The sequence below is a fragment of the Levyella massiliensis genome (assembly GCF_000308275.2).
GTDB lineage: Bacteria > Bacillota > Clostridia > Tissierellales > Peptoniphilaceae > Murdochiella > Murdochiella massiliensis_A.
Window position 1 is genome coordinate 255,324 of record NZ_HG529490.1, and the last position, 22,992, is coordinate 278,315.

20 protein-coding genes and 2 tRNA genes are annotated in these 22,992 nt (G+C 49.2%); 21 read left to right on the top strand and 1 reads right to left on the bottom strand.

The features are described 5' to 3' along the window. The first annotated feature begins 118 nt into the window (after positions 1-118). From BN98_RS01165 to BN98_RS01225, 13 genes are all read left to right on the top strand, one after another. On the top strand, positions 119-1,192 hold the full coding sequence (locus BN98_RS01165) for a CpaE/TadZ family protein (RefSeq protein ID WP_019190154.1): 1,074 nt from the start codon (positions 119-121) through the stop codon (positions 1,190-1,192). Next, entirely contained in the window at positions 1,174-2,526 is a 1,353-nt protein-coding gene (locus tag BN98_RS01170; RefSeq protein ID WP_040942497.1) for an FHA domain-containing protein, read from the top strand. The genes BN98_RS01165 and BN98_RS01170 overlap by 19 nt, the downstream gene beginning before the upstream one ends. A gap of 127 nt (positions 2,527-2,653) precedes the next feature. Next, the gene (mutY, locus tag BN98_RS01175) at positions 2,654-3,757 is read left to right on the top strand and encodes an A/G-specific adenine glycosylase (protein ID WP_019190152.1); all 1,104 of its coding nucleotides are present in this window, start codon (positions 2,654-2,656) and stop codon (positions 3,755-3,757) included. A 116-nt stretch (positions 3,758-3,873) separates the two neighbouring features. Further along, positions 3,874-5,640: an oligoendopeptidase F gene (gene pepF / locus BN98_RS01180; RefSeq protein ID WP_019190151.1), complete on the top strand. Its 1,767-nt coding sequence runs from the start codon at positions 3,874-3,876 to the stop codon at positions 5,638-5,640. Between the two features lie 20 nt (positions 5,641-5,660). Continuing rightward, a complete protein-coding gene (locus tag BN98_RS01185) occupies positions 5,661-6,827 on the top strand; it encodes an NAD(P)/FAD-dependent oxidoreductase (protein WP_019190150.1) in 1,167 nt (388 codons plus the stop codon). A 15-nt stretch (positions 6,828-6,842) separates the two neighbouring features. Beyond that, complete coding sequence (locus BN98_RS01190) at positions 6,843-7,685, top strand: class B sortase (RefSeq protein WP_019190149.1); 843 nt, start codon at positions 6,843-6,845, stop codon at positions 7,683-7,685. 21 nt (positions 7,686-7,706) lie between these two features. Beyond that, positions 7,707-8,594 carry a class B sortase gene (locus tag BN98_RS01195; RefSeq protein ID WP_019190148.1) on the top strand — a complete coding sequence of 296 codons (888 nt, stop codon included), beginning with the start codon at positions 7,707-7,709 and terminating at the stop codon, positions 8,592-8,594. Positions 8,595-8,819: 225 nt separating this feature from the next. After that, positions 8,820-9,104 carry a co-chaperone GroES gene (locus BN98_RS01200; protein ID WP_019190147.1) on the top strand — a complete coding sequence of 95 codons (285 nt, stop codon included), beginning with the start codon at positions 8,820-8,822 and terminating at the stop codon, positions 9,102-9,104. 49 nt (positions 9,105-9,153) lie between these two features. After that, entirely contained in the window at positions 9,154-10,779 is a 1,626-nt protein-coding gene (gene groL, locus BN98_RS01205) for a chaperonin GroEL (RefSeq protein WP_019190146.1), read from the top strand. 274 nt (positions 10,780-11,053) lie between these two features. Next, positions 11,054-11,581: a hypothetical protein gene (locus BN98_RS01210; RefSeq protein WP_019190145.1), complete on the top strand. Its 528-nt coding sequence runs from the start codon at positions 11,054-11,056 to the stop codon at positions 11,579-11,581. Positions 11,582-11,653: 72 nt separating this feature from the next. Further along, positions 11,654-12,400 (top strand): response regulator transcription factor, encoded by a 747-nt coding sequence (locus tag BN98_RS01215; protein WP_019190144.1) that lies wholly within the window; start codon positions 11,654-11,656, stop codon positions 12,398-12,400. 2 nt (positions 12,401-12,402) lie between these two features. Next, positions 12,403-13,131 carry a pseudouridine synthase gene (locus BN98_RS01220; protein ID WP_019190143.1) on the top strand — a complete coding sequence of 243 codons (729 nt, stop codon included), beginning with the start codon at positions 12,403-12,405 and terminating at the stop codon, positions 13,129-13,131. Positions 13,132-13,144: 13 nt separating this feature from the next. After that, a complete protein-coding gene (locus tag BN98_RS01225; protein ID WP_019190142.1) occupies positions 13,145-13,705 on the top strand; it encodes a hypothetical protein in 561 nt (186 codons plus the stop codon). A 6-nt stretch (positions 13,706-13,711) separates the two neighbouring features. Here BN98_RS01225 and BN98_RS01230 read toward each other — a convergent pair whose 3' ends face one another. Next, the gene (locus BN98_RS01230) at positions 13,712-15,592 is read right to left on the bottom strand and encodes an ATP-dependent helicase (protein WP_019190141.1); all 1,881 of its coding nucleotides are present in this window, start codon (positions 15,590-15,592) and stop codon (positions 13,712-13,714) included. A 197-nt stretch (positions 15,593-15,789) separates the two neighbouring features. On the opposite strand from BN98_RS01230, the gene BN98_RS01235 reads away from it, so the two are divergent. From BN98_RS01235 to rsxC, 8 genes are all read left to right on the top strand, one after another. Further along, positions 15,790-15,872: transfer RNA gene (locus tag BN98_RS01235), tRNA-Leu, on the top strand. Between the two features lie 57 nt (positions 15,873-15,929). Next, the gene (locus BN98_RS01240; protein WP_040942583.1) at positions 15,930-17,165 is read left to right on the top strand and encodes an MFS transporter; all 1,236 of its coding nucleotides are present in this window, start codon (positions 15,930-15,932) and stop codon (positions 17,163-17,165) included. A gap of 73 nt (positions 17,166-17,238) precedes the next feature. Then, positions 17,239-19,887 carry a DNA polymerase I gene (gene polA / locus BN98_RS01245; protein WP_019190140.1) on the top strand — a complete coding sequence of 883 codons (2,649 nt, stop codon included), beginning with the start codon at positions 17,239-17,241 and terminating at the stop codon, positions 19,885-19,887. Positions 19,888-19,955: 68 nt separating this feature from the next. Further along, positions 19,956-20,078, top strand: coding sequence for a dephospho-CoA kinase (locus BN98_RS08645; RefSeq protein WP_084765220.1), 123 nt, complete (start codon positions 19,956-19,958; stop codon positions 20,076-20,078). Continuing rightward, the gene (coaE, locus tag BN98_RS01250) at positions 20,068-20,610 is read left to right on the top strand and encodes a dephospho-CoA kinase (protein ID WP_052332287.1); all 543 of its coding nucleotides are present in this window, start codon (positions 20,068-20,070) and stop codon (positions 20,608-20,610) included. Before BN98_RS08645 ends, coaE begins: the two co-directional genes overlap by 11 nt. Further along, positions 20,603-21,274 (top strand): lytic transglycosylase domain-containing protein, encoded by a 672-nt coding sequence (locus BN98_RS07775; RefSeq protein ID WP_019190138.1) that lies wholly within the window; start codon positions 20,603-20,605, stop codon positions 21,272-21,274. Before coaE ends, BN98_RS07775 begins: the two co-directional genes overlap by 8 nt. A 38-nt stretch (positions 21,275-21,312) precedes the next feature. Then, a tRNA-Leu gene (locus BN98_RS01260) sits at positions 21,313-21,397 on the top strand. A gap of 269 nt (positions 21,398-21,666) precedes the next feature. After that, entirely contained in the window at positions 21,667-22,989 is a 1,323-nt protein-coding gene (gene rsxC / locus BN98_RS01265) for an electron transport complex subunit RsxC (protein ID WP_019190137.1), read from the top strand. Positions 22,990-22,992: the final 3 nt, after the last annotated feature.

A 22,992-nucleotide genomic window follows, 5' to 3' on the forward strand; every position in this document is an offset into this window, starting at 1 on the left:
AAGGATGAAAGGAAAAGTCGGCTTTGCCGGCTTTTCTTTAATTTATGACTATATTGTCATAATAGTGGGACACCGTGAGACACAGCATTCGATAGGATATAGCTAGGGAGGTAAGCCTATGAAATGGATGATTGCTGTGTTGGATCCCGATAGTTCGTATCGCGATCGCTTTTTAAAACAATGGAAAACCTACCCCAAGGAGGGAGTGGGTCTCAACTGGTATGATACGCCGGAGGCATTGGCCGAGGTTTGCCGGACCAGGCGTGTGGATGCCATTCTGGTCAGTCCGCACCTTGCGGGCGATGCTCTGGAAAGCGTGATCCAGGCGATTTTGCCACCGCCTATTCTATGGTATTGGCATGAGGGAAATGACGCAGGGGATATGGAAAAATATCAACCGGTCAGTCGTATTCGACAAGAGATCTTACACCGCCTCTCGGCATTGCCGTCGCATGAGCCGACCGTGACTCGTGGCGGAAAGCTCTTATTCTGTACCGCTTTGAGCGGAGGCGTGGGACTATCCGCAATCGTGCAGGCGCTGGCCTTTACGTTGAAGAATCATCTGCCGGATAAGAATATTTTTATCCACGCGATGCAGCCGTTTTCGTTGCCGGAATGCGCCATAGCATCGGTTCCGACAGCACAAGAAACCTATACACTTTCCGATGTCGTTTTGTCCATGCGCATGCCATTAAGCGATGTCAATATGCGTCTTGCCTCGTGCACGGTGAGCCGCCATGGCGTGGATAGTATTGCAGCGCCAAAGCGAGCGGCGGACTTTTTTGAAATTCGTGAGGAGGAGTGGGTACGCCTGTTTGAAACGCTTAAAGAGCGAGAAGAGTGGGTGCTTTTGGACTGCCCTGTCGGTTGGCTTTGGCGTTTCCCGGCGCTGCTTTCCGTCGCGGATCGGATGCTGGTGATTCGTCATGGCGAGAGTGATCAGGCAGTACGTCTCTTTTTGGAAGCGCTGCCGTATTCTTGGCAGGACGGAAAAGATGCCTTATTGGACCGCAAAAAACGGACACCAGCTTCGACACCGCTGTCGGGTGGGGCTTCACCCTTGACGGACGATACACATTTTTGGTTGCCTTTCGTTGCCGAAAATGAGCACGCCTCATGGGAAAGGGTCGTACAAGTGATGCAAGAGCAAGAGAGCTTAAAGGAGGTGGTTTCGTGGTTACTACACTCTTAAGAACGGAAACAAAAGACATGGAAGGCGTATTAAAGGCGATCGGGCTTGAAACATGGCGATGGGAAACGGAGAGGACGGGCCAAAAGCTTTTTCTTCCTAAGCCTGCCAAGACGCTTACGGATCCCTTGGCGTGTCGTATGTTGACGGAAAATACGCCTTGCCATCTGGCATCACTTGAAGAAGGGGAGGAATCGGCGTTCTCTCTGCCGGGTACGCCCTTGGCACAATTGGACACACCGTGGCATCGCCAGGAACTCATCGCTTTTTTTGAAGCGTTGCAGAACGCAAGGCAAGAGGCAGAAGATCTGTTGTTGAATCCGCACTGGTTTCTGTGGCATCCGGCCTTTGTCACCTGTGAAGAGGTGCATTATACGTTTTTGCTTTTGCCCTTTGCCGGGGAGAATACGGCATTGACGCAAGGTTACACGCTTCCCTCGTTTTGCTTAGAAACACTGCTTTTGCGCGGGGTCGAAGCCGGCGCCGGCTATGTTGCCGATCTGTTGAACCTGTTGCGTTTACCGGAATCCGAAGAAAACCTGATCGCTGTATTGGTAAGACGGCTCAAAAAAGAAAGCGACCGTATCGTTCCTTCCGGGACTGTTCTTCCATCAAATGCAACCGCAGAAAAAAAGACCTGCCCGGCGACGAATGAGACGGTGGCAGAAGCTGCCGCCTCTTACAAAGCCCCCTATCCGTCGCTCGAATCCTTACAAGCCATGGCGGAAGCGGTGCATGATCCTCTTGAGACCCGCCCCCTCGCCAAGACAGAGAAAATCGCTTATGAAAATGTCGGTGCTAAGGCACCGATAGAAAAGAAAAAAGAAGAAAAGGCAGTGCCACAAAGTTTTCTGGATCTTCTCATGCACTTCAGTATGGAAAACTGGAAACGCTATCGCGAGCAGCGTGAAAAAACGGCTTCTAATACGACGTTCCAAAAGCCGGCACACGCTGACAATAGCTTTCATCACGCGGACAAGAATGATACAGAAGAAACACCGCTCTTGTGGGAGGAGAACGGGAATATTCAAATGCTACGCGTTCCCGGAAGGAAGCATCCTCGTCTGCGCTTCGCGGATCAGGAAGAGGTTTTTTGCGATTCCTTACCGCTTGTTATAGGCCGCAGCGATACGGCCCAAATTGTCCGACATAATCGCCATATCAGCGCTCAACACGCGCGCCTGTCCTATGAAAACGGCCGCTATATGATAACGGATTGCCAATCCACCAATGGTACTTTTGTAAACAACCGACGCCTTCAGCCCTCAAAGACTTGTCCGATCACGCAAGGGGATCGTCTGCGTTTCGGTACAGAAGAGGCGCTTTTTCTGCTATAACTTTTCTTATGCTATAAGGAGCTAGTTCAACTTACCTAGCGGACTAACGGAAAGACAGCTGTTTTATCCTCAGGAAGTGTACATTTTTTTTCTTGCGCTGTCCTCTATAATGGAATAGGAGGACGGTATGGTAGCGCTAAATCTTACAAAACAACTCCTTATGTGGTATGACCGAAATCGTAGGATTCTTCCGTGGAGAGAGGATCCTACACCTTATCATGTCTGGGTTTCAGAAATTATGCTACAGCAAACCCGCGTCGAAGCCGTGCGAGAGTATTATGATCGCTTCTTGCACTACTTGCCGGATATTCGCACGTTAGCGGAGGCGGATCCGGATTTTTTATTGAAACTGTGGCAAGGATTGGGCTATTATTCTCGTGCCCGTCATTTGCAGGAAGCTGCCCGTATTGTGTGTGAACAGTATGGGGGAGTCTTGCCACAAACGGCAGAGGCATTGCAGAAATTGCCGGGCATCGGTCTCTATACCGCTGGCGCCATCAGTTCCATTGCTTTCGGAAAGCCCGAAATTGCGCCGGATGGGAATGCCTATCGTATCTTTGCCCGCTTGACACGGGAAGAAGGATTTATAGAAGACGGAAATACTAAAAAGAGGTTGGAATCAGCAATGCGCGAAGCATTGGATCAGAAACGCCCCGGCGCCTTTAATCAGGCGCTGATGGATCTGGGTTCTCTGATCTGTCTGGCGCACGGAAAACCGCTTTGTGAACAATGTCCGCTTTTTTCCGAATGTGAGGCAGGTCAAAACGATGTGGCCGAAGCCTATCCGCATCGCCGTCCGAAGAAAAGTCGACGCCTTGAGGAGAAGACGGTTCTGCTGTTGGAAAGTAACGGTCACGTTTTGTTGAAAAGGCAGCCGGCAAAGGGCCTGCTCGCAGGCATGTGGCTTTTTCCCATGTTGGAAGGCAAGAAATCGCCTGAGGCCGTAACGGCGGCTTTAGGGGAGCATGGCTTTTCGAATTTTGTCGCAAGCGATTTGCAGCCTCTCGGCAGTGCCAAACACATCTTTTCGCATATCGAATGGCATATGACAGGCTATCGCCTTGTGCTGGATGGAAAAGCAGAAGCGGCATCGAAAATGCCGGAGCCCTGGTGTGTTTTTGAATCCGATAAGGATTACGATGCTGCAGCCTTTGTCTGGGCAGCACCGGAAGAGATCGCAGAACGCTATGCGATACCCAGCGCACATCAGATGTATTTGATTGAATCGTAACCTCAGAGATTACGAATGAAGAAATAGCAAACACGTGTCTCTGCTTAATTTTGGGGTAACTAGGGAAAGATGAAAGATTTCTCAAGAGACCGAGTCTTTCCGGGAAAGGAGAAAACATGGCAGACAAAGAAGCATTGCAATATCGCTGGGCGATCGATGAAATGTATCCCGATGAAGCCGCTATCAAAAAAGACGAAGAAATTCTGAAGCAGAAAACGGCGGAGCTCAGCACTTTAGCAGAAGATCCCAAGAAAAATCTGAAGGCGATTTTAGCGCTCTATCATGCGACCAATACGGTGGCGGAAAACTTGATCGTCTATACCCATATGAAGCAAGATGAGGATTCGAGAAACAGTGATGCGCAGCGCAAATATCAGCAGGCATCCCGCCTATTGCAGGACTATGACGCCGCCTTTGCATTTTTTGAGCCCTATCTGCTTTCTCTTTCGGAAGAAGAGCAAAAGGTACTGATGGAAGATCCGGAGCTTGCGCTGTATCACGAAATGTTTGCGCGCATTTTTCGGTATAAAGAACACACACTTTCCGCAGAGGAAGAAGCTTTGTTGGCTAAGATGCAGTTCCTTTCGGAAGCGCCTTCGGATATTTACTATTTCCTGACCAACGCCGATATGAAATTTCCCAAGCTGAAGAGTTTGGATGGGGCAGAGCTGACAGCAGAAAACTTTACGACGCATGAAAAGAATCCGGATGTGGCTGTGCGTAAAGAAGCGTTCGAATCGCTGTACGAGACGTTCCGTTCCTTCGGCAATACGATTTCTACGTCCTATACCAATAACGTGAAGGCTCTGACGACGCAGGCAAAATTGCGCCACTACAATTCCGCCATCGAAATGGAATTATTTGCGGATAACGTGCCCGTTGCTGTGTATGATTCGCTTCTGGACAGCGTGCATCGTCACTTCAGTTATCTGCACCGCTATTATGCTAAGAAAAAGGAATTGCTCGGGCTCAAAGAGCAGCATATGTACGATGTGTATCTGCCGCTGTTAAAGGGGACGGCACGTCGGTACACCTTTGAGGAAGCGCGTGACCTTTGCATTGCTTCGGTGGCACCTTTGGGCAAGGAATATCAGGATATTTATCGCAAAGCTTTTGATGAGCGCTGGATGGACGTGTATCCGCGTGAGGGCAAGGCTGGCGGCGCCTATTCTTCCGGATCGTATGAAAGCCGTCCGTATATTTTACTGAATTTTAACGGCACCTTGGACTCCGTCTTTACCTTAGCGCATGAGATGGGCCATTCCATGCACAGCTATTTTGCCAAACATGAGAATGATTCGCTCTATTATAACTACACGATCTTTGTGGCCGAAGTCGCTTCCACGTTTAATGAACTTCTGCTCTTGGATTATCTGAGAAAGCAGGCAAAGACACCGGAGGAAAAACTGGAATTATTGGATCATCATCTGGATAGCTTCAAATCGACGCTCTATCGCCAAACGATGTTTGCGGAATTTGAAAAGATTGTGCACGATCGCATCGAAAAAGGGGAAAGCCTTGCCTGTGAAGATTTTGACGCCATTTATGGCGATCTGAATCGCCGGTATTTCGGGGATGCGATGATTACGGATGAGGGGATTACTCACGAATGGATGCGTATCCCGCACTTCTATTCCAACTTCTATGTCTATAAATACGCCACCGGTTTTACCGCTTCGACCGTGCTTTCACAGAAAGTGTTGAACGGCGGGCCAAAAGACGTGGAGGCCTATTTCAGCTTTTTGAAAGACGGATGCCATCACTTCCCGATCGAACAGTTGAAGATGGCGGGCTGCGATATGTCGGATCCGAAGACAGTAGATTCTGCACTCGAGGTATTCGGTAAACTCGTCGATGAACTCGAAGCCATTAAAGAACTTTAATGCAAAAAGGAGAAAACAATATGACGAAGGTTGTAATCGTAGGAAGTGGTGCTGCCGGATTTTTTGCAGCACAGCAAATTCGTAAAAATGATGCCGAGGCGGAGATTACGATTCTCTCTGCGGAAAGTGTAGCACCGTATTATCGCATTAATTTGACCGAAGCGATTCGCACCGGCGAATCCGTGGCAGATCTGCAGATTAAAAAGCCGGAATACTATGAAGACAACAAGATCGATCTTCGTTTGTCGGTTCAAGTAGCGTCGGTGGATTATGAAAAACAGGAAGTGGTTTTGTCGGATAACAGCCGTGTGCCCTATGATAAATTATTACTGGCTACGGGTTCCAATCCGTTTATCCCGCCATATGAAGGCGGCAAACTCGACGGCATTTTCTCCATTCGTACGGTAGAGGATCTGGAAGCCCTGCGCAGCTATTTCCCGAAAATGCATCGCGTGTTCGTCATCGGTGGTGGTTTGCTGGGGTTGGAAGCCGCCTATGCCTTGCGCGCCCATGACTTTGAAGTACATGTGTGCGAATTCGCCGAGCAGCTTTTGATTCGTCAATTGGATGAAGAAACCGGTAATTTGGTGCAGGAGCGACTTGAAAAAGAGGAGGGCTTGCACATTCATGTCGGCGCTTCACTTAAGGCGGTGCATGGCGATGGTAAAGTTACCTCCGTTACGCTTACCAACGGCCAAGAAATGGATTGCGATGCGGTCGTATTCTCTGTGGGCATTCGTTCCAATACGAAACTGGCTGGCGGAGCGTTGGAAGTGAATCGCGGGATTGTGGTGGATGAAGGCATGCACACTGCGGATCCTAATGTTTGGGCTGCCGGTGATGTTGCGGAATTAAACGGCCGTACCATGGGACTTTGGACGGCTTCTATGGAAATGGGCAAAGTTGCCGGTAACACCATGACGGGAAAAGAAGCTGCCTACGATGCTCCGCTGCTCTTTACAAGCCTGCAAATCGGCGGTGTCAAGTTATTCTCCGCCGGATCGCATGACGGCGCCATGGTGAAAAAAGAAGGCGAAGACGGCGCTTTTGCAAAATTCTTCTACGATGCCGATGATAAGCTGGTAGGATCTATTTTGTATAAAAACACGGCATTGATGGGCAAGGCAAAGACATGGATCCGAGAGCATGCGGCAAAAGCGGATATTGAAAAAGCATTGCAGGATTAACTAAGGGGAAGTTTTATGACATTGAAAAAAGTGGGGGCTGTGCTGGGAGTCGTTGCGCTCTCCCTGTTTTTGGCCAGTTGTGGCAATAAACAGGAAGAATCAAGCAGCGCCGAGGTGACGGAAGAGTCCAGCGTTCAGGAAGAGACGAGCAAAGAAATAACAAGCCTGTATGATGGGCGTATTACGTTGGTAAAGCCTGGCTTTGATGAGAAGATTAAAGAGCTCAAAAAGAAAAATACCGATGTGGTCGGTTGGATTTCTTTGGATGGAACGGACAGCGCCTATCCGTTGTTGCAAGCGGAAGACAATGAATACTATCTGCGTCGTAACATCAATAAAAAATATGACGTCTATGGGATTCCGTTCTTGGATATGGAAAACACAGCAATGCTGACGGATCAGAATACTGTCATATACGGCCATATGACCTACGGCAACGATGTACAGCAATTTGGCGCTCTGCGTTTTTACTTGGACCAGAAGTACACAGACAAGTCGCCCAAGACGGTCACGATTACGACGGAGCACGGTATCTATACCTATCGTCTCTTTTCCATTCGTAACGTTTCTGAAGATGCACCGTATCGCGATGCTAATATGGAAGAAGCGGTCTATGCCGCTCTCATTAAGAAAACGGTGGAGGGGTCGAAGATTGATTTTGACTATCATACGCCGATCACGACAAAGGACCGCATTTTGACGCTGTCCACCTGCACGCCGAATAAAATTGAGGACGAGCGTTTGGTGATTGCCGGCGTATTGGAGAAAGCGGAAGTCACGAAGGAAGCGTTTGAAGCGTTTAAGACAGTATTTTCCGAGGGGGCAGAAAGCGCACCGGCAGAAATTTCTGCGGAGTAAGGGTTTGGAGAAGAAGAGCTTATGAAGAAATGGTTACGTCGTCTGTTACAGGGAATCTTGCTGATGATTATGGCGTTCAGTGTGGTGGAAATCGGCACGTATCTTTGGCAGCGACAACATTCGAATTCACAGCTGAATGGTGTGAACCGGGAATTGGAAGATTTGATCCAAATCAGCGCCGACGCTTCCACTCATAGCGCCGACGAGGCGATTGATGTGGAGCACGTCGATTACACCGCGCTAATGAAGCGATTGCTGGCCATGAATGGCGATACGGTGGCCTATATTTCAATTCGTGGCTCGGAGAATCGCTATCCGGTTTTACAATCCAAAGATAATGATTTTTATCTGCGTCGAGGCATTGATAAAAAATACAGTATTCAAGGGATCCCTTTCATGGATTATCAGAATAATCCGGATCTCTCCGATCAAAACACCATCATCTACGGCCATATGATGTATTACGGGGATGAAATGTTCGGTATCTTGAAGCATTTCCTCGATCAAGGCTATGCGGATAAGAGCGAAAAACTCTTCTCACTACTCAATCAGAACGGGATTTATACCTATCGTATTTTTGCGATTCGGCAGAAATTGGCCACGGATCCCTATCGCTATCCGAATCTGGAAGAGAAGAAATTTGCTGCAAACTTGCAAGATGATCTAAAGAATTCAGAAGTTAACATGCAATGGAAAGGTTCCTTAACCGCAAAGGATCGCATTGTAACCCTTTCCACCTGTACGACAAATCAGGATGACACCAAACGTGTTGTGGTTGTGGGCGTCCTGGTACAGGTCGACACGAAAGAGCGTACCGTAACGCGGCAAGAAGTCCTAAAGGATGCGGCACAAGGCGATTGGAGCAAAGCACTGAAAACGCCGACGGAAACAGAAGCCTCGGAACAATAAGTCCGATGGGGACGAAAATAAAGAAAGGAGTCGATTACGGGTCGGCTCCTTTTTTATGCTGTACGCTTCGCCGGCTTGAACGGGGAAAGAAAAGTGTTGTGTCGACTTTTCCGATACAAATTCGCAAAAAGAAAGAAAAAAGACTTGAAAAAAGTTCATTCATGCGTTATATTAAACATGTTGGCACTCATTAAAGAAGAGTGATAATAAAGCAAGGAGGATAATATGCAACTGAGCCCAATTGGAGAACGCATTGTCATTCATAAATTAGAAAAAGAAGAAACCACTGCTTCGGGTATCGTCTTACCGTCTTCGGCACAGGAACAGCCGCAGTATGCAGAAGTCGTTGCCATCAGCGATAAGATTTCGAATCAGGAGGACTATAAGGACGCGGTAAAAATCGGAGATCGCGTGATTTACTCCAAATACGCCGGCACGGATGTTAAGCTGGACGGCGAAGAATATATTGTCATCAAAATCGAAGACGTATTAGCCGTTGTTCGCGACTGAGAACGTCAAAGACGAGTAATAGAAAAGTGTTGAGACAGGAGGAAAGTCAATGGCAAAATTGATTAGTTATAATACTGAAGCCCGCCAGAAAATTCAGGAGGGCGTCAATAAATTGGCAGATACCGTCAAGGTAACGCTGGGACCCAAAGGTCGTAATGTGGTTTTGGAAAAAAGCTTTGGCGCACCGCTGATTACAAACGATGGTGTCACCATCGCCAAGGAAATTGATCTTGAAGATGCCTTTGAGAATTTGGGCGCACAGTTGGTAAAAGAAGTAGCTACTAAGACAAACGATGTTGCCGGTGACGGTACCACAACGGCTACGCTGTTGGCTCAGGCATTGGTACGTGAAGGTTTACGTAATATTGCAGCCGGCGCCAATCCGATGGGATTAAAACGCGGCATGAAAAAAGTTACGGACGTCGTGATTCAGAAGATTCAGGCGAATGCCAAAGAAGTGGATACCATGGATGCCATCGCGAACGTCGGTACGATTTCAGCCGGTGAAGAAGCCATCGGTAAGATGATTGCCGAAGCCATGGAAAAGGTGGGCAAGGACGGCGTTATTACCGTAGAAGATTCCAAGACGATGGAAAACGCCTTGGAAGTGGTTGAAGGTATGCAATTTGACCGCGGCTATCTCTCGCCGTACATGGTAACGGATACAGAAAAAATGGTCGCCGAATTGGAAGATCCGTATATCCTGATCACGGATAAGAAGATCGGTAACATTCAGGATATTTTGCCGCTCTTGGAGCAGATCGTACAATCCGGTAAGACCCTGCTCATTATCGCTGAAGACGTGGAAGGCGAAGCCCTGGCTACGCTGGTTCTCAATAAAATTCGCGGCACCTTCAATGCTGTTGCGATTAAGGCACCGGGCTATGGCGATCGTCGTAAAGAAATGTTGCAAGACATTGCTGTTTTGACGGGTGGCCGTGTGATCACCGAAGATTTGGGACTTGATCTGAAAACGGCAACCATCGATATGCTGGGACGCGCTGCCAAGGTTAACATCGACAAAGAGAAGACGGTGATTGTCAGCGGCCATGGCGATAAGGATGCCATTGCACAGCGTGTGGAACAGATCAAAAAGCAGATCGAAAACACGGAATCGGAATACGACAAAGAAAAATTGAAAGAGCGCCTGGCAAAATTGGGCGGCGGTGTTGCCGTATTGCGCGTGGGCGCGGCTACCGAGACCGAGATGAAGGATAAGAAGCTGCGCATCGAAGATGCCCTTTCGGCTACGCGCGCGGCTGTCGAGGAAGGCATTGTAGCCGGCGGTGGTACCGCTATGGTGGATGTCATTGCAGACGCGGAAAAATTCGTTGGTGACTTGGTTGGCGATGAAAAAGTCGGCGGTCAGATCATCGTACGCTCTCTGGAAGAGCCGCTGCGCCAGATCGTTGCCAATGCGGGACTGGAACCGTCTGTCGTCGTCGAGAAGGTTAAAGCGTCGGCAATCGGCGAAGGCTTTGATGCGGCAAACGAACAGTATGTGAACATGTTCGAAGCGGGCATCGTAGACCCGACGAAGGTAACCCGTTCTGCGCTGCAGAATGCTGTATCCATCGCTTCCATGTTCTTAACGACAGAAGCTGCTGTGGTCACTAAGCCGGAAGAAAAGAAAGAACCCGCCATGAATCCGGGTGCAGGGTACGGCGCTTACTAAGCCGACCAAAACGAGAACTGTCAATCCTGTTGCGTGCATGCACGCAACAGGATTTTTTTATTTCAAAGAAAAGAGGATAAAAATTCTACAGCTAATGGAGTTATTGCAACGTTGTCTTAATGATGGGACATATTGGGATGGGCGGAGACATTAAAAAAAGAAGTTACTCTGGTAGAATGATCGCGGTGCATGGATGACAGACGGGGACGGACAGAATGGATGAAGAAGGAAATCGAATTACGCATTCAACAATGAATAAGGAAAGGAGAAAGCTATGCTGACATCTGCATGGACTGGCGGTGATTCAGACATCCGTGCGCACATAATTGATCTTTTGTCCCGTTATAAGGCCAATTGTGAGAAGTTGGAACGCTATCGGGATGAGGAGTTGATTCAGGAATGGCAGCCTGTGCTGCAAACCGATACGTCGGAAGCGGACCTTGTCACGAGTCTTTCCGAATGGGATGAGATTACGGATTTGCCTCCGCTTTCTCTTGTCCTGGAACTGGAAAAGACAGAGTTTTTAACAACGTTGGAGAGACTGAAAATCGAAGTGCAGCTGGTGCGTTTGCTGTTGCTACATATTCCTAACGACGAAGCTTGCCTGTTAAATTATCGCTATTATAAGGGCTTTACGATTTCAAAGGTATGTTCTGTGATGTTTTTTTCACGGAGTACATTTTATCGCAAACATGATGAGACGATTGATCATCTCGTATTGTATTATCATTCACTGTATACACGTTGTCATTCTCCGGCGCTTTCGAACGAGGCGAGCAATGACAGTAAAAAAATTTCCTAAGGGCACATAACCAGACACCTTTTCATTTTTTCCATTCCTTGCTATTCTAGAGGAGAGTGGAAGGAGGGAGTCGTGCGACTGTTAATAATCCATCCGAATGAGACAAAGTTGGAAGATATGGCTTCGGCTTTTGTTTATGACGGATATGAAGTGTTTCGCGCCTCCACACTGAAAAGGGCAGAGGAAATCTTAATGCATCAAACGCCGGACATGACCATATTGGTCGATGAAGAGGACGATGGTAATGCATTGGACTTTTTTTCTGTATTGGAAAAACAGCACGCACTGCCTGCCTTGGTTTTGACGCGTTCCGAATCCACAAAACGCATTGTCCTCCTACTGGAATACGGCTATCAGGAGGTGCTGCGCTATCCCGTGGAACTTTTGGAATTAAAAGCAAGGGTGCGCACGTTGTTGCGTCAAAAAGATACTTCGCTTAGTTGTACAGATAACGATTTCTCCATGGAATTGTTTGGTATGCGCATTGATCTCATTCATCGTCGCATTTATCACGATGCCAAAAGTGTGCAACTGACGAGTAAGGAATTTGAAGTGCTGCTTGTGTTAATCCGTGACAAGGGGCAGGTGCATTCGCGTGCGGAGCTGGCAAGAGACTTGTGGACAGAAGGCGAGCAACACGAACGCAATGTCGACGTTTATGTGCGACGGATACGCGATAAACTCAGTACACTCGGCCTGGGAGAGCTCATTGAAACACGGTGGGGAGAAGGCTATGCCTTTCGTACCGCTCAACAGCTTTACTGGCAAACGCCTGATTTTACGCATTCGGCTTTTGCGCCGTTGCAGGAAAAGGAGTAGGCATGCAGGTACGCCTCGACAAGTGGTTGTCCAATCAAGGATACGGATCCCGCCGGGAGGTCAATCTGCTCATTCGTTCCGGCCGTGTTCGGGTGGACGGGCAGGTAGTAACCGTGCCCAAGACGAAAGTGTTCACCGGCGCCTGTGTGCAATTGGATACACAAGATATTCCTTATCGAGAATACGTGTATTTTTTGTTACATAAACCGGCGGGCGTTCTTTCCGCGACGCGTGACAAACGCGAGACGGTACTGGATCTGCTGCGCCCGGAGGATCGGGTGCGTCCTATTTTTCCGGCAGGACGTTTGGATCGTGATACGACGGGATTGGTTCTTTTAACGGACGACGGTCCGTTGGCGCATGCGATACTGTCGCCGCGCCATCATATTGAAAAAGAGTATTTTGCTACATTGGACGGACCGGTGGATACGGCGCTTGTGGAGCGCTTTCGTGAAGGCATTCTGCTGGAACCGGAGCATATCGTGACACGTCCGGCACAACTTTCTGTGTTGGAAGACGGGCGCTGCCGCGTGGTGATTACTGAAGGCAAGTACCATCAGATTAAGCGCATGTTTGCCGCAGGTGGGCGCAACGTGTTGGCGCTGCATCGCCACCGCGTAGGGCCACTGGTACTGGATGAAAGCTTGCGGGAGGGCATGTATCGCTCTCTGACGCAGAAAGAAGTGGAAGCGCTGCAAGACGCAGCCGGCCAAAGCCCCGCAGGGGATTAGGAAGCAGAAGAACATGATGAGGTATTATATCGCCGATTGTCATTTCGGTGATGAGCAGGTGATTTCGTTCAGTCATCGCCCCTTCGCAACGGTCGAGGAAATGGACGAGGTAATGATCGAACGCTGGAACCGGACGGTTAAAATTTCCGACGAAGTTTATATCGTTGGGGATCTGATTCATCGCTGCACCGCTCCGGAAAAATACTTGGAACGACTCAACGGCCATCTTCATCTGATTGTAGGTAATCATGATCGATGCTTGCTGGAAAATCCAGCGTTGCATCACTATTTTGACGAGATTACAAACTACGCAGTCGTTCATGATCAGCATCATCGCTTAGTGCTGTTCCACTATCCGATTTTGGAATGGGACGGTTTTTACTATGGCACCTGGCATCTGTACGGCCATATTCACAACCATCCGTCTCTTACGCAGGAACGCATTAAGGCGCTGCCGAAAGCGCTGAATTGTGGCGCCGATGTCGTAGGCTTTTGCCCCCGTACATTTGATGAATTGGTGGCAATTAATAAAAGGGATTGCTTTCGCTCCGAGCGGCCGCAAGGCGCCGTATAATCGGCGTCATTTGGCACGGCTTCGACGTTTTTTTCCGGCCAGTTCATCAATAAATTGTGAATAAGCGACTTTACGTCCTAAAACGGCTTCGCGTCCCATCACGCGGAGCTTTTTCTTTGCACGCGTCATGCCTACATAGAAGAGACGACGTTCTTCCTCTAAAAAAGCCTCGTTACCGGAAGCGTCCGATTCCAGCGCCAGAAGGGACGGAAATTCCGTTTGAATCAGATCAATCATCCAGACGGTATCAAATTCCAAGCCCTTTGAACCGTGCACCGTGGAGAGAACCGGACCGGAACCTTCTTCCGACGGTTCGTTTGGGCGTGCCGCGAGATTCTCCAAGGCATGAAGCCGATCGATAAAAGCATGATGGGTTTTGCACCTTGCCGCAACGAAGTCCAACCATTCCAAGATGCGTTCATCGATGGAAACAGCCTCTCGATTGCGACGGGCGCGCTCCTTCAAAAATTGCTTATAACCGATTTCGTTATAGATTAAAGAGAGGGCTTGCTGTGGGGAAAGGCGTGCGACGCGTTCAAACGCATGCTCCAGAAAGAGCAGGCGCTCTTCATAAAACGGGGTTTGCGCCTCTTCCACGGATAAGAGACGTTCCCATACCGTTTCTTCCGGCCCCATACCCTGCAGGGCAGACAGAAACGATTTTTTGAGGTATTGATTCATCTTGTAATAGATACGCGAAAAGCAGGCGGCGTCTGCCGGATTTAGAGATAGGTGCAAAAAATCCAGAATATCCACGACCACGGGATGATGAAAATAGCGTTTTGCCTCCGAGCGCAACTGAAAGGGGATACCACTTCGATCCAGGGCATCCAACAGTGGCAGCGCAGACAAATTGTTGCGAAAGAGAATGGCCGTCGAGCCGCGCCTAATATCGGCAGGAAGATCTTCCATCAGGCGATCGGTTTGTGCTTGCATCGATCGAGTCAGAATTACTTGTGTTTTTTCATCACTTGTATGTTGTCCTACGGCCGTCTTACCGTAGCGAGCGACATTCTTTCGGATCAGTCCTGCGGCAAGCTTTACGATGTTGGTCGTAGAACGATAATTATCCTGCATATAGAGTACGCGCGTATGGGGAAACAAATCTTCCAGGTGTAACAAAATTTGCGGATCAGCACCGCGAAAGCTGTAGATCGCCTGATCATCGTCGGCCACAATAAATAGATTGTTTTTCGGCGCCGCCAGCAAGGAAAGAATACGCCACTGTACGAGCGATGTGTCTTGCGCTTCATCCACCTGATAATACAGAAACTTTTCTTGCCAACGCCGCCGGACGTCTTTGTTTTGATCCAACAGCTGCAAGGCGCTCCACAGCATATCGTCAAAATCGATCATATGGTGTGCGGCCTTAAAGTCCTGATACGCTTTCTGTAAAGCTTGAAATTCTTTTAGACCCATGGCGATGCTGTTGCGCATCTCTTCGGCATGACGCAAGGCGTTTTTCAAATAACTGTTGATACGGAAAAAGTCAGCAGCGTCTTCTTCCGTGATACCGCGCCCATGCCGTTGGCGATAGAGGGCGTCCAGAATGCGATATTTGTTATAGGAAGCGGAGGCTTCCAATAAGGTCAAGCTTTGATGACTTTCCCGAGCGTAGTCCCGCAGGATACGATAGCAAAAAGCATGAATGGTTGAAAAAACAGGTTGATCGGATGCCTCCTGTTTCTTATAACGAGCTTGCATATCCTCTGACTGTTGGCGGGAGAAGGTGATGGAGGCAATGCGCTCTGCCGGCACGCCCGAAGCGATCAACTGACGCAGTCGTTCCAATAAAATGGTCGTTTTTCCAGCGCCCGGCACAGCCAGCACCAGACAAGGCCCTTCACGGTGTGCGATGGCTTCTTGTTGTATCGTTGTAAATTCCATGTTCGCCTCCCTCTTTATTGTATCCAAATTGCGCCGTGCTTTCACGATAGCCTTGTCTTTGGAACGCAAAGAGACAGAAGGAAATGGTTGTCGGAAGGGTATGTATTCACTGAAATGGCGATTACCGCAGGCAATTGCACTGAAGCGCTTGCACCCCGACCCTGTCCTGTGATAGAATATGCGGGTCAAGTTCATAAGCTGGTGTGTCGGAATGGCAGACGAGGCAGACTCAAAATCTGTTGCTAGCAATAGCGTGTGGGTTCAAGTCCCACCACCAGCACTGCAAAAGAGCGGCTGCGGTTGCTCTTTTTTTGTTATCGTGGGAAAGCAGGGGAGCATGAAAAAGGAAGGGCTACAGAAGAAACAAACGGCTGCCATGGCATTTATCGTGATCATGGGTGTTGTGGCCATGTTTTCGGATATGACGCATGAAGGGGCGCGCAGTGTGCTGGGCGACTTTCTGCATTTAACCGGAGCGGACGGCGCCACCATCGGTTTTGTCTCCGGGGTGGGCGAACTGTTTGGCTATTCTCTGCGCATTGCCTCCGGCTATGTGGCCGATAAAACGAAAAAGTATTGGACGCTGGTTCTTGCAGGCTATGGTTTGCAGGTGCTTGCCATTCCGGCACTTGCCCTAGTACCGGATAACGCCTGGCAGGTTGCCTGCGGTCTGGTTGTGCTGGAGCGCATCGGCAAGGCAATTAAGAAGCCGGCAAAAAATACACTGGTGAGCTTTGCCGCCAGTGAGATCGGGGCCGGCAAAGGCTTTGCCTACCAGGAATTTCTGGACCAGTTGGGCGCTTTTTTAGGCCCCGTCATGCTTTTCTTCATCAGCCTCGTCAAAGGCACGAGCAATCGCATGGCCACCTATCGGGTTTGCTTTGCCGTGCTCGGCATTCCGGCGCTTTTGACCGTCATGGCGCTTGTGCTTTCAAAAATTAAATATCCGCATCCCGAAGGATTTGAAACGGCGGAAGAGGGGCCGAGCACTTTTCATTTTGAGCCATCCTTTATTTTTTACATGATAGCAATATGCCTTTTTGCTTTCGGGTTTGCTGATTTTACGCTCATCACGTTGCACGTCTCACGCACCGCTCTTTTGCCTCCTGAAACCTTCAGTTTGCTCTATGCGGCGGCCATGATTATGGATGCGGTTGCTGCACTCTTTTTCGGCTGGCTCTTTGATCGTATTGGCATTCGCTCTCTGATTTTTTCCACCTTGCTGAGCGCCTTCTTTGCCGCGCTTGTATTTTTGGCCGACAGCGCACCTTTACTCATTGCGGGCGTTTTATTGTGGGGCATCGGCATGGGCGCGCAAGAAAGCGTCATGAAAGCAGCGGTCAGCACCATGATGCCCAAGTCCATGCGCAGCACCGGGTTTGGCATATTTGAGACGGGCTTTGGCATTGCGTGGTTCTTGGGAAGTTGGCTGTTAGGCGCTTTGTACGACCACAATCCGACGCTATTAGTGGCGGTTTCTGTGAGCGCACAGCTGATGGCCATCTTCTTTTACGCGGTTTGCCTGAAAAAGCGTCAAAAAGAAAATGTCGGCATACCACACGCAAAGCAATGACGAAGAAAAAAGACTTGTCGGATTTTCGGTATAATAGAGAAAACACACGCCAAAAAGACAGACGGGAGATACGATGGAACGGAAAAAGTTTTTAATGATCGATGGATCCAGTTTATTGTTTCGTGCGTTCTATGCGATTCGACATTTGACGACACGAGACGGTATTTTTACCAATGGCGTTTATGGCTTTTTAAATATGTATCTGAGTGCACGGGATCAGGTAAAGCCTGATTATGTGTTGGTTGCTTTTGATCGTGGGGGAAAAACCTTTCGCGCTGAAGACTATGAAGCATACAAAGGCACACGCCAGGAAACGCCGTCAGAATTGAGCGCGCAATTTGGAATGACCAAAGACGTATTGGATGCCTTGGGCATTTGTCATATCGATGTGGAAGGCTATGAGGCAGATGACATCGTAGGCACGGTATCTAAGATGGCCTCCGAAGCAGGCATTCAAAGTGTACTTTTAACGGGAGATCGCGATTATTTTCAATTGGTCGACGAGAATACGACGGTGCTTTTTACGAAAAAAGGCATCAGTGAACTGGAAGAAGTCGACCCCGCATGGATTCGCGAGAAATATGATCTGGAACCGTCGGCACTGATTGAAGTGAAAGGCTTGCAGGGCGATACATCGGATAACATTCCGGGTGTTGCCGGCATTGGCGAAAAAACAGCGCTGAAGCTCATTCGCGAATATCATACCATTGACGGTGTCTACGAACATATCGACGATTTGAAAGGGAAAATGAAGGAAAATCTCGAAGAGGGACGCACGCAGGCGTACTTGAGCCGTCGTCTGGGGACGATTTTCCGTGAGGTTCCTTTGGAACAGACCTTAGAAGATTTCATTCCTAAACCGGTGAATCAAGAAAAATTGGCGGATCGCTTTGAACGCCTGGAGTTTCATTCCTTGGCGGATCGCTTTGCCGTGCGAAAAGAAGCCGTTCCGCAGGCTGAAGAGGCAACCTGGGTCAAACCCGAGGACTGGGCATCGTTGGCCGATTCTTTGGCAAAGGAAGAAGAACTGACGTTTGCATTGTTGGCGGACGGAGAAAGCTATATACATGATGCACCGGCGTTTGCGGCATTTCGCACCGGCGATGGCAAGAGTCTGGTGCTGCGACTTATCGGTGAAGAAGCGCATTTTGCCGAAGTGTTTCACCCTTTATTTACGGAAAACACGCATTTCATTGCCTACGATATGAAAGAAAGCATGGTATTGCTCCAACGACTCGGCATTACATTGGAAGGGTCTTATGACGACGTCATGCTCATGGAATATTTGCAAGATCCCAATCGTGCCAATTACACCGTGGATCAACTGGCCGGACGCCTTTTGCATCTGCAGTTGCCCAGTCGTTCCGATCTTCTGGGCAAGGGCAAGAATAAGAAGACACTTTCGGCGGTAGAGCCTTCCGTTCTTTCCTCCTATATAGGCGCAGCATTAAAAACTATCACGGAGGCAAGACCCTTGTTACAAAAGGAGATGGATCGCTTAGAAATGCATCATCTCTATCAGGACATTGAAAATCCGCTGGCAGCGGTGCTGGCGCGCATGGAAATTGCCGGCGTGGCTGTGGATGTAGGGGTACTTGATTCGTTGGATCAGGAATTTAGCGCAGCTCTTGCGCGATGCGAACAGCAGGTGTACGCGGCGGCCGGTCAAGAATTTAATCTGAATTCGCCAAAACAGCTGGGGGAGATTCTCTTTGAAAAAATGCAGCTTCCTCATGGAAAAAAAACAAAAACCGGCTACTCTACTAATGCGGAGGTGTTGGAGAAGCTGCAAGATGTCGATCCGATTATTCCCGCCATTCTGGAAGTTCGTAAGCTCTCCAAATTGAAATCCACGTATGTGGACGGGCTTCGTCCGCACATCGGAGAAGATGGTCGCATTCATTCCACGTTCCGTCAGAATGTGGCGGCCACCGGTCGAATTTCTTCGACTGAACCGAATTTACAGAACATTCCGGTGCGTACGGAGGAAGGACGTAAATTGCGTGCGGTGTTTGTTGCCGAAGAAGGCAATTTGCTGGTGGATGCCGATTATTCCCAAATCGAGTTGCGAATTCTGGCTTCGCTCAGTGGTGATGAAACCATGAAGGATGCGTTTCGCCATGGCGTTGATATTCATCGCAAAACCGCAGCGGAAGTCAATCATATTTCTCCGGATGAGGTGACGCCTCTGCAGCGATCTTACGCCAAGGCAGTCAATTTTGGCATCATCTACGGCATCAGCGATTACGGCCTATCGCGTGATTTATCCATTTCCCGCAAGGAGGCCAAGGACTATATTGAAACCTATAAAGACACCTATCCGCGCATTCGCGACTACATGAAAGAAATCGTCGAAAAAGCCAAGAAGGACGGCTATGTGGACACGTATTATGGCCGTCGTAGGGAAATTCCGGAGTTGAAAAGCCGCAACTTCAACGTGCGCGGCTTTGGGGAACGTATTGCGTTAAATACGCCGATTCAGGGCACTGCGGCAGATATGATCAAAATGGCGATGATCCGCGTGGATCGCGGTTTGCGGGAAGGCGGATATCGCTCCCGATTAGTCCTGCAGATCCACGACGAGCTGATCATCGAATGCCCGAAAGACGAGGCAGAGGAAGTGGGAAAACGGGTCGTAGAGTGGATGCAGGAAATCAGCGATTTTGACGTGCCCATTATTGCCGATATGAATATGGGGAAGAGCTGGCTGGAAGCAAAATAAGAGAGCAGCCGTTGCGGCAGGAAGTCCGCTTTTTTCGGTGCGATCATGTTACAATAGCGGGAGAAACCATGAAAGAAAAGAATGTATTTCGCCGCATTGGCATTACCGGTGGTATTGCCAGCGGAAAATCCACCGTGACGACGTGGCTGAAGACACATGGGTATCCGGTGTGGGACGCCGATGCGATCTGACGAAACGCTGACAGCCAAGGGAAGTCCGTTATTGCAACAGATTGCAGGACGGTTTGGACCGCAGGCTCTCACGGCGGACGGTACATTACATCGCAGCTATTTAGCAGAGCGTGTCTTTTCCGATCCTGTTGCGCGAAAAGCACTGGATGCGCTCACCCATCCTGCCGTGTATCAAGAGATGGCACGACAGGCCGCAACGTGGGAAGAGATGCAGCGTGCGAACACGACTTCGACGAATCGTAGTGAATTGCTGTTTTTTGATGTGCCATTGCTGCTTGAAACCCATGAGGATGCAACGGTTCTTCACTTGGATCACATCTGGCTCGTGCATACTTCACCGGAAGTACAAATCGAGCGACTCATGGCGCGCAATCTTTTTTCGGCAGAGGAGGCAAAACGACGTATCGCCTCGCAGATGCCGTTGGCCGAAAAGCAAGCGTTGGCGGATGTCCTGATCAATAACGACGGAAATCGGCAACAGCTGGCAAAAAGAATAGAAGAATGTATTGAGGGAGAATACCGTCATGTTTAAGAATGCGATGAAAACATTGGGGCACATTCTACGCAATTTGTTGCTGATTGTGCTTGTGCTTTTTATTTTGGCATTTTTGGTGGCAGGCTTTTTGTTTTATCGCGGTACAACCAACTATTCGGTGCGCTATGGCGCAGAGATCACGGCTGCTGCAGAGAAAGAAGGGCTCAGTCCTTTTCTGGTGGCAGGCGTCGTGAAATCGGAGAGTAATTTCAAAGCGGACGTTGTTGCCGATGACGGGGGTGTGGGGCTGATGCAACTCATGCCGGAAGCCGTCGATTGGGTTGCGGATCGCTTAAACCTGGATAAAACGACACTGAATATCAAAGATCCAAAAACGAACTTGATGATCGGCACACATTACCTTGCCTATCTGCTGAGTCGCTATCAAAGCGAGCATCTGGCTATTGTGGCGTACAATACGGGGCTGAGCAATGTCGATAAATGGCTTAAGGATGGTACGATCACATGGGATTCCGATACGATGGACAACATCCCGGCCGAGATCCCTCGTCGGTATGTACGGCGCGTCGAACAGGCGCATTCGGTCTATGCCACGATGTATAAGGATGGTCTGCCGTCGGATTCTTCAAACGAAAATCCGTTTCTTTTGACGCTGCAGAATATGAAACGTACCATAACCGGCATCTGGCAGCGTTATTGACAATTATAAATCGTGCCCCTATAATGATAGGGTCACTTGCAGAAGTGGTGGAATAGGCAGACACGCCACTTTGAGGGGGTGGTGAGCATTACGCTTGTGTGGGTTCGAATCCCATCTTCTGCATTTTCGGGATGGATATTGTCCCTAAGATTCGGTGGTCGAAAGACCGAAACGGCGGCGCTTCTGGTAGCGAAAGCACGGAAGCGCTGCTGTTTTTTTTATTTACAATGAACGTATTTTCTACACAAAGTCTCCATGTTTCTTTGTGAACTCTGTAACAAGAAAGGCAGGTGTGCTAAAATAGGAGTGTTTAAGGCTCGATCGTTTCCACGTTTGGTGGAGTGTGGTAACGATTCCTGATAACAGTCATAAATTCTTGAGAGGAGTAGTTTATGCAATTAAACAACCTGACGTTCCGGGGTGGCGTGCATTTCGAAGATTATAAATCGCTTTCCAACGGAGCAGAACTTCAGGTCATGCCTGCTCCCGATGTGATCACTTTACCGATGGCGCAGCATATTGGCGCACCGGCAAAGCCCATCGTGAAGAAAGGCGACCATGTAGATGTAGGACAAAAGATTGCGGAGCCGGGTGGATTTGTTTCAGCGGCGATACACGCAAGTGTTTCTGGCGAAGTAAAGGGCATTGTGGACTTCGTCAAAACGGATGGCTCCAAGGTTCCGGCTATCGTGATTGAGAATGACCATCAGGACACCTTGGGCTATACGCCGGTGGACAGAAGTCACGATGATCTGACGCCGGAACAGATTATTGATTATGTGAAAGAAGCCGGCATTGTCGGTATGGGCGGCGCGGGCTTTCCGACGCATGTCAAGTACATGCCGCCAAAGGATATGACCATCGACACGATCATTATCAATGGTGCCGAATGTGAGCCGTATCTGACCAGCGATGACTTGCTCATGCGTACGCATCCGGAGAAGGTGGTTGCCGGCTTGAAATTAATTATCAAAGCCACCGGTGCCAAAAAAGGTTACATAGCCATCGAACAAAATAAGCCGAAGGCCATTGAGGCGGTAGCAGCTGCTTTGGGCGAAGAGGAAAATCTTGCCGTGGCCACCATGCAGACGAAATATCCGCAGGGCGATGAAAAGAATCTCATTGCTGCGGTTACGGGCTTGCATATTCCAGCCGGACAGCTTCCGGCTAGTGTGGGTTGCGTGGTCTCCAACGCGGCGACGACCTGTGCGGTTGTGGATGCGGTGTACTACGGTAAACCGCTTTATGAGCGCATCGTGACCATTACGGGACATGCCGTGAATGCGCCGAAAAATATTTTATTGCGTTTTGGCACGTCCATTCATGATGCTGTAGAATTCAGCGGCGGCTATGCTTCGCAGCCGGGAAAGATCATCTGTGGCGGCCCGATGATGGGGGTTGCCATGTATTCGGATGTCGTACCTTTGGATAAGCGAAACAATGGCGTTCTCGTTATGACAGAAGAAGAAAGTCTCCCCAAACCGGTGGATCCGTGCATTCGCTGCGGTCGCTGTGTGGATGGATGCCCGATGCATCTCGAACCGCTGATGCTGGCGAATGATTCTCGTATCGGTGCGTTTGATCGCGCTCGAGAATTTTATATTAAGCAATGCATTGAATGCGGCACGTGCGCCTATGTGTGTCCGTCGCATCGACCGCTGTTGCAGTGGATTCGTTTCGGTAAAGCGGAAATCGCGAAAATGGACAGAAAGTAGGAG